This window comes from Amycolatopsis australiensis, assembly GCF_900119165.1.
GTDB lineage: Bacteria > Actinomycetota > Actinomycetes > Mycobacteriales > Pseudonocardiaceae > Amycolatopsis > Amycolatopsis australiensis.
Genome location: NZ_FPJG01000006.1, coordinates 8,231,357 through 8,244,022 on the forward strand (window position 1 = coordinate 8,231,357; position 12,666 = coordinate 8,244,022).

Genomic DNA, 12,666 nt, shown 5'->3' on the forward strand with positions numbered 1-12,666 from the left:
GTTCGGCGGGTGTTTCCTGGGCCGGTCCCGCGGCCGGCCCTGGCGGCCCACGCCGGGGCCTGCGGTCAGGACGGCAGGTCGGCTCGGTGGTCGACGTCGCGGCCGCTGCCGAGGTCGCCGCACTCGATGAGGCGGAGGTCGGCGCGGGTGGCCAGCCAGTCGCGGGCACCGTGGTCGCCGCGGGCGGTGGCGGCGATTTCGGGCCACCAGCGGCGGCCGAGCACCACGGGATGGCCGGGGACGCCGTCGTAGGACGCCCGGGCGACGGTTTCGGAGTTCGCGTCGGCGGCGACCCGGGCGAGGATGCCGGCGCCGACCCAGGGCAGGTCGACCAGGTGGACGAGCGCCGCAACGGGACCGTTGACCTGGGTAAGCGCGGCGAGGCCGGCTTTGAGGGAGGCGCCCATGCCGGTCTCCCAGTCGTCGGCCCGGACGGCCTGGGCGGGGTCGGGAAGAAGCGCGGCGACCTGGTCGGCCGCAGCACCGAGAACGACCCGAACCGGCGCACAGCCAGCGGCGGCAAGTGTCCGGAGAGCACGACGGACGAGAGGTTCCCCATCGAGTTCGGCGAGGGCTTTCGGCCCGCCGAACCGCCGACCGGCGCCGGCAGCGAGCAGGAGCCCGGCGACGGGCGGGGCGGCGGGTTCGGTGGTTCGGGACTGCTCTGCCGCCGAGGTGGTGGGGCGCTCGGGTTCGGCCACGGAGCCGGCGGGCGGGGCTTGGTCTGCCGCCGGGCTCATGGCTGCCCCGGGTCGGGCCCGGATCCGGCGGCCCGGACTTGTTCCGCCATCGGGCCCCCGCCTCCGGGCCGCCACCGCCCCACCCGGGTGGTGCGTGCCTCGTCAGCCATGGGCGCGGCCCGGGGCACCTACTGCCAGGTCTGCTTCTATCGCCCTGGCCGTCTCCAGCAGCGGGGGCACCAGTTCCTTCTCCACCGACTCCGCCGTTGTCCGGCTCGCGTGTGTTGACAGGTTCACCGCCGCCACCACTCGGCCCCGGCGGTTGTGGATCGGGGCCGCCACTGAACGGAGGCCTTCCTCCAGCTCCTGGTCCACCATTGCCCAGCCCTGGTCGGTCACCTTGGCCAGCTCGGCCCGCAAGCGCTCCGGTGAGGTCACCGTGCGGTCCGTCAGGCGATCGAGGCTCGCCACCACGAAGTACGCCTCCAGCTCCGCCGGGCTCAGGCCCGCCAGCAGGACGTGGCCCATCGACGTCGCGTACGCCGGGAAACGGGTTCCCACGTTGATGCTCACCGTCATGATCCGGGAGACCGCCACCCTCGCCACGTAGACGATGTCCGTTCCCTCCAGGACCGACACCGAGCTGGACTCGTGCACCGCCGCCGACAGGTGCTCCAGGTGCGGCTGTGCCACCTCCGGCAGCGTCATGCTCGACAGGTACGCGTAGCCCAGCTCCAGCACCCGCGCCGTCAACGAGAAGTACTTTCCGTCGGTGCGGACGTAGCCCAGGTCGGTCAGGGTCAGCAGGAAACGCCGCGCCGCCGCGCGGGTGAGGCCCGTCGCGCGGGCCACGTCGCTCAGGGTCAGCTCTGCCGCGTCCGCGTGGAACGCCTTGATCACCGCCAGCCCGCGCTCCAGCGACTGCACGTGGTGGGCACCACGGTGCGCCGGCTCGCTGTCCAGCTCGGCTTCGAAAGGCGGCCTCCCCGTGTCCATGCCCGGCAGCCTATCCGGCGTCGGCCGGCCGGGCGGTGGGCTCGCCGAGCTCGGCCAGGGTGCGCTGGGCGATCGCGAACGCCGCGTTCGCCGCCGGCGCTCCCGCGTAGACCGCCGTGTGCAGCAGGACCTCGCTGATCTCCGCCGCCGTCAGGCCGTTGCGGACCGCGGCCCGGACGTGCATCGCCAGCTCGTTGTGTGCCTGCAACGCCGTCAGCGCCGCCAGCGTGACGCAGCTGCGCGTCCGGCGGTCGAGGCCCTCGCGGGACCAGACCGAACCCCACGCGCCTTCGGTGATGTAGTCCTGGAACGGGCGGCTGAACTCCGTCGTGCCCGCGACGGCGCGGTCGACGTGCTCGTCGCCGAGCACCTCGCGCCGCACCTTCATGCCCTGCTCGTGGCGGTTGGTCACACTCGCTCCAAGTGCTCGAGGATCAGCCGGGTGAACTCGGCCGGCTGCTCGTAGTTGCCCAGGTGCGCGGCGTTCGCCACGACCTCCAGCCGCGCGCCGGGAATACCGTCGGCGATCAGGTCGGCGTGGCCCGCCGGCGGGGTCGACGGGTCGTCGGCGCCCGCGATGACCAGCGTCGGCGCGCTGATCTTCGGCAGCGTGTCGAGCTGGTCCATCCGCTCGATCACCTCGCAGCAGGCCGCGTACCCCTCCGCCGGGACCGCGGCGATCATGGCCCGCAGGAACTCCGCGACGTCCGGGTGGCTCTTCGCGTACGGCTCGGTGAGCCAGCGCCCGACCCCGGCTTCCGCGACCGACGCCGTGCCTTCCGCGCGGACCTTGCGCGCCCGCTCCGCCCACATCGACGGCGGGCCGAGCTTCGCCGACGTGCAGCACAGCACCAGGCTCTCGATCCGCTCGGGCGCGTGGACGCCGAGCCACATGCCGGTCATCCCGCCGAGGGACAGGCCGACCAGGTGGGCGCGCTCGACACCGAGGTCGTCGAGCAGGGCCACGAAGTCCGCGCCGAGGTCGTCCAAGGTGTACGGCGCGGGCGGCACCGGCGACGCCCCGTGCCCGCGCGTGTCGTAGCGCACCACCCGGTAGCCGCGCCCGGCCAGCGGCGCGACCTGCGGCTCCCACATGCGCAGGTCACTGCCCAGCGACCCGGCGAAGACCACGACCGGGCCGTCTTCCGGTCCTTCGACGACCCGGTGCACCCGCACGGCACCCACTCGCCCACCTCCGTCCAGCGCCGTCATACCCGGAAGAACACCGTTTCGCCGTCACCCTGCAGCCGCACGTCGAAGCGGTAGCCGTCCTCGGTCTTCGCCGCGATCAGCGTGCCGCGCCGCTCCTCGGGGACCGTCGCCAGGACCGGGTCCGCCGAGTTGTCCTGGTCCTCGAAGTAGATCCGGGTGACGCACCGGTTCAGCAGGCCGCGGGCGAACACCGATACGTCGATGTGCGGTGCCTGCACGGCGCCGCCGGCCCCGGGCACCACGCCCGGCAGCAGGGTGAGGATGCCGTAGGTGCCGTCGGCCTCCGTCGGGCAGCGGCCGAACCCGCGGAACTCGCCGGACGTCGCGCCGCGCGGATCGTCGGGGTGGCAGAAGCCGCCGTCCGGGTCGGCCTGCCAGGTTTCGATCATGGCGTCCGGGACCGGGTCGCCGTTGCCGTCGCGGACGACACCGCGGATCCAGAACGCCCCGGCGGTGCCCTCGGGCACGACGTACGGGCCGTCGGGCCACGGCAGCCCGATCGACAGGTACGGACCGACGGTCTGCGAAGGGGTGGGCAGCAGCTTGGGCATCAGTCTTCGTCCTCTTCCTCTTCGAACACCGACGCGTCGCGCCCGCGCAGCACGATGTCGAACTGGAACCCGAGCGCCCATTCGGCCTGGGTGATCGAGTGGTCGTAGCGGGAGATCATCCGCTGCCGGGCCTTCTCGTCCGGGATGGAGTTGAAGATCGGGTCCTGCGAGAAGAGCGGGTCGTCCGGGAAGTACATCTGGGTGACCAGCCGCTGCGTGAACGCCGAGCCGAAGACCGAGAAGTGGATGTGGGCCGGGCGCCAGGCGTTGTCGTGGTTCTTCCACGGGTACGCGCCGGGCTTGATGGTGGTGAAGGTGTAGCGGCCCTCGCTGTCGGTCAGGGTGCGTCCGACACCGTCGAAGTTCGGGTCGAGCGGTGACGGCCAGCGGTCGCCGGTGTGGCGGTAGCGGCCGCCCGCGTTGGCCTGCCAGATCTCGATGAGCGAGTCGCGCACCGGGCGGCCGTCGCCGTCGAGGAGCCGGCCGGTGACGATGATCCGCTGGCCCTGCGGCTCGCCCGCGTGCTGCCGGGTCAGGTCGTTGTCGTGCTCGCCGAGACGGCCGGGGCCGAGCAGCGGGCCGGTGACCTCGGTCAGCATCTGCGGCAGCAGGACGAGCTCCTGCTTCGGGTGCCGCAGGGCCGTGGAGCGGTAGCCGGTGTAGTCGAGGGGCGGGTGCGTGCCTTCGGGGTCTTCCCCGTAGCGCGGCAACCTGAGTTCGGTCGGAGTGGCCACGTGTTTCTCCTTTACCGGCCGTCCAGGACGACGGCCAGGCCCTGGCCGACGCCGATGCAGATGGCGGCGAGTCCCCAGCCACCGCCGCGGCGGTGCAGGTCGTGCGCCAGGGTGCCGAGGATCCGGCCGCCGGACGCGCCAAGGGGATGACCGATGGCGATCGCGCCGCCGTGGGTGTTCACGATCTCCGGGTCGAGCTTCTTCCAGTCGCGCAGGCACGCCAGCGACTGCGCGGCGAAGGCTTCGTTGAGTTCCACCGCGGCCAGGTCCTCCCAGCCGATGCCGGCGCGTTCGAGGGCGATCTCCGCCGCGCGCACCGGGCCGATGCCGAACACGTCCGGGTCGACACCCGCCGCGCCACGGCCCGCGATCCGGGCCAGCGGCGCCTTGCCGAGGCGGTTCGCGGCCGCTTCGTCGCCGAGGAGCAGGGCCGAAGCACCGTCGTTCAGCGGAGACGCGTTGCCCGCCGTGACGGTGCCGTTCTCCTTGCGGAACACCGGCTTCAGCTTGGCCAGCGTCTCCGGGCTGGAGTCCGGGCGGATGCCCTCGTCGCGGGCAAGGTCCACCCCGTCGACCGGGACGACCATGTCGTCGTAGAAGCCCTCGTCCCACGCCTTCGCGGCATTGACGTGGCTGCGCGCGGCGAACGCGTCCTGCTCTTCGCGGCCGATGCCGTAGCGCTCGGCGAGCTGCTCGGTGGATTCGCCGAGGGAGATCGTCCACTGGGACGGCATCGCCGGATTGACCATGCGCCAGCCGAGCGCGGTGTTGTAGAGGGTCTGGTTGCCCGCCGGGAAGGCCTTGTCCGGCTTCGGCATGACCAGCGGCGAGCGGGTCATCGACTCGACGCCGCCCGCGACGACCAGCGACGCGTCGCCGACCTGGATCGCCCGGCTGGCCTGCATGACCGCGTCGAGCCCGGAGCCGCAGAGCCGGTTCACGGTGCTGCCAGGGACGCTCGTCGGCCAGCCGGCGAGGAGCGCGGCCATCCGGGCGACGTTGCGGTTGTCCTCGCCGGCGCCGTTGGCGTCGCCGAGCGTCACCTCGTCCACAGTGGACGGATCGAGGTCGGTGCGCTGCCGCAGAGCGCGGAGGACACCCGCGGCCAGGTCGTCCGGACGGACGCCGGCCAGCGCGCCGCCGTAGCGGCCGAACGGGGTGCGGATCGCGTCGAGGACGTAGACGTCGGTCATGCGCTCGCCTTCCGGATCGGCGGGTGGGTCGGGAGCAGGAGGTTTCGCGCGGCGGCGGTGGTCATCGGCTCACCTTGCCACGACGCGGACGGGATGGGCGCGGTCATGCGCTCGCCTTCTCGAGGTCTCGCAGGAGGGTCAGCTCCTGCTCCGTGGGCGCCGGGGTGGTCTTGAGGTCCTCCGACACCTTCAGTTTCCAGCCCGTGGCCGCGACGGCCTGCTCCAGCTCCACGCCCGGGTGCAGCTCGGTGAGCGTCAGCTCGGCGGTCCCGGGGTCCGGGCGCAGCAGCCCCAGGTCCGTCACCACCAGCGTCGGGCCTTTGCCCGGCAGGCCCAGCTTTTCGCGGTCGCCCTTGCCCGTGCCGTGGCCGAACGACGTCACGAAGTCGACCTTCTCCACGAACGCACGAGGACTCTGGCGCAGCACGATGAACACCTCGCCGCAGGAGGCGGCGATCTCCGGGGCGCCGCCCGCGCCCGGCAGCCGCACCTTCGGGTCGTGGTAGTCCGAGCCGATCACCGTCGTGTTGATGTTGCCGAACTTGTCCAGCTGGGCGGCGCCGAGGAAGCCGACGTCGATCCGGCCCGGCTGGAGCCAGTAGTTGAACACCTCCGGGACACTGACCACCGCGTCGGCCGTGTCGGCCAGTTCGCCGTCTCCGATGGACAGCGGGAGGCGGGACGGCTTGGCGCCCAGGCACCCGGACTCGTAGATCAGCGTGAGGTTCGGGGCGTGCGCGCGGCGGGCGAGGTTCGCCGCCTTGCTCGGGAGGCCGATGCCGACGAAGCAGGAGGAGCCGTCGGCGAGCGCGCGGGCCGCCGCGATGCTCATCATCTCGTCGGCGGTGTAGCCGGGGTTCATGCTGGGACCTCCGCGGAGTCGGCCGCTGCGGGACGCGGGTGGTGGACAGGGGCCGGCCCGGGCGTCATGCCGTCACCCCCGTCAGCTCGTTCAGCCACTTGGTGAACTCCTCGCGGTCACGGCCCACCTCGTCCCACGCCTGATACGCCGAGTTGTCACGCTCGTAGTACCCCGCCGCGTACGACGGCTTCGCGCCGCCGGGCACCTCGGCCACTGCGGTGACCACCCACGCCGGGAGCACGACGGCGCCCGGGCGGGGTTCCAGCTCGTCGACGATCTCCTCCACCGTCACCACCGACCGCTTCGCCGCCAGCACGGCCTCCTTCTGGACGCCGGTGATGCCCCACATCTGGACGTTGCCCTCACGATCGGCGCGCTGGGCGTGGACGATCGTGACGTCCGGGTTCAACGCCGGGACCGCGGTGAGCCGCTCGCCGGTGAACGGGCAGGTGATCGGCTTGATCGTGGCCGTCTGGGCCGGGAGGTCCGTGCCCGTGTAGCCGCGCAGCACCGCGAACGGCAGGCCGGACGCGCCGGCGACGTACCGGTTCGCCATGCCGGCGTGGCTGTGCTCCTCGATCTCCAGCGGGACCGGCCACGCGTGCTGGACGGCGTCGCGGAAGCGGTGCAGCGAGCCGACTCCCGGGTTGCCACCCCACGAGAAGATCAGCTTGCGCGCGCAGCCGGCGCCGATCAGCTGGTCGTAGACGATGTCGGGGGTCATCCGGACCAGCGTGAGATCCCGCCGGCGCTGCCGGATGATCTCCTGCCCGGCCGCGACCGGGATGAGGTGCGTGAAGCCCTCGAGCGCGACGGTGTCCCCGTCGTGCACCAGCCGGGCCACGGCCTCCTCCAGCGACAGCAGCTCCGCCATCACTCGCTCCAAACTGTTCGCATCACGCACACTCGTTCTGAAACCGAACATAGCACGGCGCGCGCCGAGCCGACCAGACGTCTTCCGCCCAATGGATGACGCAGACCGGAAATCGAACTCGAGTCAGCCGCGGTCGGCGGCGAAAAGGCCCTGGATGGCAACCGCCGCGGCACCGCGAGCCCACTCTTCGAAGGGCAGCGGCCGGACGGCCAGACGGCACCGGGCCGCGCTGCCGAACGCATGGACCTCGAAGGTCCGGCGGATCTGCTCCTCGAACAGGTCGTACGTCGCAACGCCTTCGCCGGAGACCACCACCCGTTCCGGGCCGAACAGGTTGACCAGCGCGGCCAGCCCGAGCCCGATCGCGTGGCCCGCCGCGGCGAAGACCTCGCGCAGCGGCTCGTCACCGCCGCGGGCGCGCGTCACGGCGTCTGCCATGGACAACGCGGGTTCTCCCGTGACCTGGCGCGCCCGCGTCAGGATCGCTTCGCCGGACGCGATCGCCTCGACGCAGCCCTGCCCGCCGCAGGAGCAAGCAGGGCCCTCGGCGACCGGGACGTGCCCGATTTCGCCCGCGACGCCGTACGCGCCGCGAAGGACACGGCCGTCGACCACGAGCGCACTGCCGATGCCCGCACCGACGGTGACCAGTGCGAACGTCGACGCGCCGACGCCTTCACCGAACCACTTCTCGGCGACGGCGAGGGCCTTGACGTCGTTCTCCAGTGTCGTGGTGAGCCCGGTGGCGTCTTGCAGCAGTTCCGCGAGAGGAACGTCCCGCCAGCCGAGGAACGGCGAGTACCGGACGACGCCGGACACGCGGTCGACGTCGCCGGACACCGCGACACCCACGCAGAACGCGCGGTCACGGACGCCCGGGTCGGACAGCAGCTCGCCGGCCAGATCGGCCAGCGCCCGGACGACGTGGCCGACGTCGTGGCCGGTCAACGCATGGCGGGCACTGGCACGAACGTCGGCACGCAGGTCCGTGACCACGCCGATGAGGTCGTCGCCGGTGATCTTGACGCCGACGAAGTACTCGCGGTCCGGCCGGATGGCCAGCGGGTTCGCCGGACGGCCGGCGCCGGGCGCGGTGCGGCCGCCGGAGGCGAGTTCTTCGAGGTACCCGGCTTCGATGAACGGCCGGGCCGCCTTGGTGACCGCGGCCGAGGACAGGCCGGTGCGCCGGGCGACGTCGACCCGGGACACCGGCCCCTCGGTCAGGACCGTGGTGAACACGGTCGCGGCCGCGGGACCGGTGATCGGCGCCCTCGCGCTGCGCGGCATGCCCGGCACGTTAGACAGCATTAATTAACTTCGTCAAGAATTTATTTTTCCGCTGGTCGTGCCTACGCTCGCGGTCATGCCGCTCGTCGAACACGACCCCGCGCACCGGCTCTGGCTGCTACGCGGCCCCGAGAGTGCGTACGCCTTCCGGCTCGACGCCGACGACCGGCCGCGGCACGTCCACTGGGGCTCGCCGTTGACGTTGTCGCAGGCCACGCAGGTCACCGCGCGTCGCAACCCGGCCGACAGCAGCTTCGACGAGCCGGGCGACGAGCGGCAGGAGCTGCCGGCCGAAGGTGGCGCGTTCTTCGGCGTTCCCGCGCTGGCCGTGCGCTTTGAGGACGGCACGTCGGCCCTCGAGTGGCGCTACGACGGCTTCGCGCTCGACGACGACGCTCTGGTGGTGCGTCTCGCGGACCGTCACTATTCCCTGAAAGTGTCGCTGTACTACCGCGTCCGCGGCGACGTCGTCGAGCGCCGGACGACCCTGCGCAACACCGGCGACGAGCCGATTTCCCTGCTGCGCACCGATTCCGCGTCGTGGACGCTCCCCCGGCGCGACGGCGCACGCCTGAGCCGGACGTCGGGCGCGTGGAGCGCCGAGTACGGCGTGCTGCGCGAACCGCTGCCCGTCGGGGAAACGACGCTGACCAGCCGTCGCGGGGTGTCGAGCCACCAGGTCGACCCATGGGTGATGCTCGACGCGGGCGACGCGACCGAGACGTCCGGCGAGGTCTGGAGCACCGCCCTCGCGTGGAGCGGCAGCTGGCGGATCACCGTGGAGCGCACGCACACCGGCCGCGTCACGTGGACCGGCGGGTTCGGGCACGAGCACGTCGGCTGGCGGCTGCTCCCCGGCGAAACATGGGAGACGCCGGTGTTCGCCGGCCTCTACGCGGCCGACGGCTTCGGCGGCACGAGCCGGCGGTGGCACGCCTACGTCCGCGAGTTCGTCCAGCCGCACCCGGACGAGCTGCGTCCGGTCGTCTACAACTCCTGGGAAGCGACCGGCTGGGACGTCGACGAGCGGACCGAGACGGAACTGGCCGCGGCCGCCGCTCGCGTCGGGGCCGAACTGTTCGTCATGGACGACGGCTGGTTCGGAGCCCGCACCGGCGACGCCGCCGGGCTCGGCGACTGGGTCGCCGACGAAGAGCGTTTCCCGGGCGGGCTGAAACCGCTGGCCGACGCCGTGCACGCGCACGGGATGCGGTTCGGGTTGTGGGTCGAGCCGGAGATGGTCAACCCGGACAGCGATCTCTACCGCGCACACCCGGACTGGGTGCTGCACATGGCCAACCGGGAACGCACGACGTTGCGCAACCAGCTCGTGCTGAACTTCGCGCGCCCGGACGTCGCGGACTGGGCGCACGACTGGCTCGACCGGCTCGTCGGCGACCACGGCATCGACTACCTCAAGTGGGACATGAACCGCGCGTTCACCGAGGCCGGCTGGCCGGGCGAAGACGCGGGACGCGTGTGGGTCGAGCACGTGCGTGCCGTGTACCGGATCCTGGACCGGCTGCGCGCGGACCACCCGGCACTGCGAATCCAAGGCTGCGCGGGCGGCGGCGGGCGTACCGACCTCGGGATCCTCGCGCGCACCGACGAGAACTGGGCCTCCGACAACACCGACGCCGCCGACCGGATCACCATCCAGCACGGCTACGGCCAGATCTACCCCGCGGGCACGATGTCGGCGTGGGTCACCGACAGCCCGAATCCGGCCACGGGACGCGAAGCGCCGCTGAGCTTCCGGTTCCACGTCGCGATGGCGGGAGTGCTCGGCCTGGGCGGCGACCTGCCGCGGTGGAGCGCGGGCGAACTCGACGAGGCCGCGAAGCTCGTCGCGCTGTACAAGGAGATCCGGCCGGTGGTGCAGCACGGTTCGCTGTACCGGCTCGCCGATCCGGCAACGTCGGCGCTGACCGCGGTGCAGTACGTGCTGGACGACTCGGTGGTCGTCTTCCTCTGGCGCCGGCCCACCGAGTTCGCGCGGCCCTTCACCCCGCCGCGCCTGCGGGGACTCGATCCGGCGGGCCGCTACCGCGACCAGGACGGTGCCGTGCACGACGGCGCGGTGCTGCTGTGCCACGGACTCGGCTGGGATTTTCCCGGGAGCGGGTACGCGAGCGCGGTGGTGCGGCTGACTCGGGTGGGCTGAATCGCCGGGGGTGTGCCCTAGGCTGTCGGGGTGGCCAAGATCGCGGTGACCCGATGGATTCCCGACGACGCGGTGCAGCTCCTCGCCGACGCCGGTGACGTTGCCGTGTCGCGGCTCGATCGCCCGCTGACGCCCGGCGAACTGCACGAGTTTGTCGATGGCGCCGCGGCCGTGGTCGGGATGCTGCACGACCGGATCGACGGCGCGCTGGCCGACGCCGCCGGGCCCGGCCTGAAGATCGTGGCGAACGTCGCGGTGGGCTACGACAACGTCGACGTGCCCGCGCTGGCGTCGCGCGGTGTCGTCGTCACGAACACGCCGGGCGTGCTCACCGACGCGACCGCCGACCTCGCCTTCGGCCTGCTGCTCGCCGTCACGCGCCGGATCGGCGAGGGCGAGCGGCTGCTGCGGTCGCGGACGCCGTGGTCGTTCCACCTCGGCTTCCTGCTCGGCTCGGGGTTGCAGGGCAAGACGCTCGGCATCGTCGGGCTCGGCCAGATCGGGCGGGCGATGGCGAAGCGGGCCGCCGCGTTCGGGATGTCGATCGTCTACTCAGGACGGTCCAAGCAGGACACCGACGCCGAGTTCGTGCCGTTCGAAGAACTCCTCGCCCGCTCGGACGTCGTCTCGCTGCACTGCCCGCTGACGCCGGAGACGCGCCATCTCATCGACGCCGCCGCGTTGCGGGCCATGAAACCGGGCGCCTACCTGGTGAACACGACGCGTGGCCCGGTCGTCGACGAAGCCGCGCTCGCGGACGCCTTGGAGGCCGGGGAGATCGCCGGTGCCGCGCTGGACGTGTTCGAGAAGGAACCCGAGGTCGAACCGCGGCTGCTCGGCCGCGACGACGTCGTGCTGAGCCCGCACCTCGGGTCGGCCACGGTCGAAACCCGCACCGAGATGGCCGTTCTGGCCGCTCGCAACGTCGCGGCGGTGCTCGCCGGGCGTCCCCCGCTGACGGAGGTGAAGCCGTGACCCGTGTCGTCATCGCGCCCGACAAGTTCAAGGGCAGTCTCACCGCGGTGGAGGCGGCGGAGGCGATCGCCCTCGGCGTCCGTGACGCGCTGCCGGAGGCCGAAATCGTGTCCTGCCCGGTCGCCGACGGTGGTGAAGGAACCCTCGACGTCCTCGAAGCGGCGGGCGCGCGGATCGTCCGGATGCGGGTCCGCGGCCCGCTCGACGACCAGGTCGAAGCCCGGTACGCCGTGCTGGACGGCACCGCCTACGTCGAGTCGGCGCGCGCGTGCGGGATCGAGTTCGTCGAGCCGAGCCCGCAGACGGCGCTGGCCGCGCACACGTGGGGCGTCGGGGAACTGCTCGCGGACGCGCTCATCCACGGCGCCGAGCGGCTGGTGCTGACGGCCGGCGGCACGGCCAGCACCGACGGCGGGGCGGGCATGCTCGGCGCGCTCGGGGCGGGTGTGCTGGACGCGTTCGGCGCACCGGTCGGCCTGGGCGGCGGCACGCTCCGGCGCGTCGCGTCGACCGAGCTGACCCCGGTGCGGGAGCGCGTGGACGGCGTGCGGGTCGCGGTGGCGACGGACGTGACGAACCCGCTGCTGGGCCCGTCGGGAGCCGCGGCCGTGTTCGGGCCGCAGAAAGGGGCGGGACCGGACGAGGTGGCGTTGCTGGACGAAGCGCTGGGCCGGTGGGCGTACGCGCTGCAGGTGGGTGGCGCTCCGGACGTCTCGCGGATCGCGGGCGCGGGAGCCGGGGGCGGGATCGCGGCCGGGGCGATCGCGGGCCTCGGGGCAACGGTCGAATCCGGGTTCGACCTCATCGCCGGGCTGACCGGAGTGGACAAGGCACTCGACGGGGCCGATCTCGTCATCACGGGCGAGGGATCGCTGGACGAGCAGAGCCTGAACGGCAAGGCGCCGGCCGGGATCGCGGATCGGGCTCGGCCGCGCAGGGTGCCGTTGCTGGCGCTGGCGGGCCGGATCCAGCTCGATGCCGCCGGGTTGGCTCGGCTCGGGGTGGTGGGGAGCAGCGCTTTGATCGATCACGCGCCTTCGGTCGATCACGCGCGGGCGCATGCCGCGGAGTTGCTGCGGGAACGGGCTGCGGTGCTGGTTCGCGAGTGGCTCGCGAGGTAGGCACGCCGGGAGCCGGG

The 12,666-nt window shown here is 72.5% G+C and carries 13 protein-coding genes; 3 read left to right on the forward strand and 10 right to left on the reverse strand.

Translation table 11 applies throughout. The features are described from left to right. Nucleotides 1-65: 65 nt before the first annotated feature. From BT341_RS39275 to BT341_RS39320, 10 genes are all read right to left on the reverse strand, one after another. Nucleotides 66-617 (reverse strand): nucleotidyltransferase family protein, encoded by a 552-nt coding sequence (locus tag BT341_RS39275; protein ID WP_072482426.1) that lies wholly within the window; start codon nt 615-617, stop codon nt 66-68. 225 nt (nt 618-842) lie between these two features. After that, nucleotides 843-1,676, reverse strand: a complete 834-nt coding sequence (locus BT341_RS39280) for an IclR family transcriptional regulator domain-containing protein (protein WP_072481042.1) — start codon at nt 1,674-1,676, stop codon at nt 843-845. Nucleotides 1,677-1,686: 10 nt separating this feature from the next. After that, nucleotides 1,687-2,088, reverse strand: coding sequence for a 4-carboxymuconolactone decarboxylase (gene pcaC, locus BT341_RS39285; RefSeq protein ID WP_072481043.1), 402 nt, complete (start codon nt 2,086-2,088; stop codon nt 1,687-1,689). Further along, nucleotides 2,085-2,861: a 3-oxoadipate enol-lactonase gene (gene pcaD / locus BT341_RS39290; RefSeq protein ID WP_245805251.1), complete on the reverse strand. Its 777-nt coding sequence runs from the start codon at nt 2,859-2,861 to the stop codon at nt 2,085-2,087. Before pcaD ends, pcaC begins: the two co-directional genes overlap by 4 nt. A 23-nt stretch (nt 2,862-2,884) precedes the next feature. Then, nucleotides 2,885-3,439 carry a protocatechuate 3,4-dioxygenase subunit alpha gene (pcaG, locus tag BT341_RS39295; RefSeq protein ID WP_072481045.1) on the reverse strand — a complete coding sequence of 185 codons (555 nt, stop codon included), beginning with the start codon at nt 3,437-3,439 and terminating at the stop codon, nt 2,885-2,887. Further along, on the reverse strand, nt 3,439-4,173 hold the full coding sequence (gene pcaH, locus BT341_RS39300; RefSeq protein ID WP_072481046.1) for a protocatechuate 3,4-dioxygenase subunit beta: 735 nt from the start codon (nt 4,171-4,173) through the stop codon (nt 3,439-3,441). The genes pcaG and pcaH overlap by 1 nt, the downstream gene beginning before the upstream one ends. Nucleotides 4,174-4,184: 11 nt before the next feature. Beyond that, entirely contained in the window at nt 4,185-5,366 is a 1,182-nt protein-coding gene (locus BT341_RS39305; protein ID WP_072481047.1) for a thiolase family protein, read from the reverse strand. Between the two features lie 103 nt (nt 5,367-5,469). Continuing rightward, nucleotides 5,470-6,228: a CoA-transferase subunit beta gene (locus BT341_RS39310; protein WP_072481048.1), complete on the reverse strand. Its 759-nt coding sequence runs from the start codon at nt 6,226-6,228 to the stop codon at nt 5,470-5,472. 64 nt (nt 6,229-6,292) lie between these two features. Next, nucleotides 6,293-7,102 carry a CoA transferase subunit A gene (locus BT341_RS39315; protein WP_072481049.1) on the reverse strand — a complete coding sequence of 270 codons (810 nt, stop codon included), beginning with the start codon at nt 7,100-7,102 and terminating at the stop codon, nt 6,293-6,295. A 123-nt stretch (nt 7,103-7,225) separates the two neighbouring features. After that, complete coding sequence (locus tag BT341_RS39320; RefSeq protein ID WP_245805252.1) at nt 7,226-8,389, reverse strand: ROK family protein; 1,164 nt, start codon at nt 8,387-8,389, stop codon at nt 7,226-7,228. Between the two features lie 76 nt (nt 8,390-8,465). On the opposite strand from BT341_RS39320, the gene BT341_RS39325 reads away from it, so the two are divergent. The 3 genes from BT341_RS39325 to BT341_RS39335 are packed head-to-tail and all read left to right on the forward strand — an operon-like array spanning nt 8,466 to nt 12,649. After that, complete coding sequence (locus BT341_RS39325) at nt 8,466-10,553, forward strand: alpha-galactosidase (RefSeq protein WP_072481050.1); 2,088 nt, start codon at nt 8,466-8,468, stop codon at nt 10,551-10,553. Nucleotides 10,554-10,583: 30 nt separating this feature from the next. Further along, nucleotides 10,584-11,528: a 2-hydroxyacid dehydrogenase gene (locus BT341_RS39330; protein WP_072481051.1), complete on the forward strand. Its 945-nt coding sequence runs from the start codon at nt 10,584-10,586 to the stop codon at nt 11,526-11,528. After that, entirely contained in the window at nt 11,525-12,649 is a 1,125-nt protein-coding gene (locus BT341_RS39335) for a glycerate kinase (protein ID WP_072481052.1), read from the forward strand. The genes BT341_RS39330 and BT341_RS39335 overlap by 4 nt, the downstream gene beginning before the upstream one ends. Nucleotides 12,650-12,666 lie beyond the last annotated feature (17 nt).

What these genes read in the sequence shown, in the direction of transcription:
- BT341_RS39325 (WP_072481050.1), top strand. Translation starts at nt 8,466, where the DNA reads ATGCCGCTCGTCGAACACGACCCCGCGCACCGGCTCTGGCTGCTACGC.
- BT341_RS39280 (WP_072481042.1), bottom strand. Translation starts at nt 1,676, where the DNA reads ATGGACACGGGGAGGCCGCCTTTCGAAGCCGAGCTGGACAGCGAGCCG.
- BT341_RS39305 (WP_072481047.1), bottom strand. Translation starts at nt 5,366, where the DNA reads ATGACCGACGTCTACGTCCTCGACGCGATCCGCACCCCGTTCGGCCGC.
- BT341_RS39320 (WP_245805252.1), bottom strand. Translation starts at nt 8,389, where the DNA reads ATGCCGCGCAGCGCGAGGGCGCCGATCACCGGTCCCGCGGCCGCGACC.
- pcaG (WP_072481045.1), bottom strand. Translation starts at nt 3,439, where the DNA reads ATGCCCAAGCTGCTGCCCACCCCTTCGCAGACCGTCGGTCCGTACCTG.
- BT341_RS39310 (WP_072481048.1), bottom strand. Translation starts at nt 6,228, where the DNA reads ATGAACCCCGGCTACACCGCCGACGAGATGATGAGCATCGCGGCGGCC.
- BT341_RS39315 (WP_072481049.1), bottom strand. Translation starts at nt 7,102, where the DNA reads ATGGCGGAGCTGCTGTCGCTGGAGGAGGCCGTGGCCCGGCTGGTGCAC.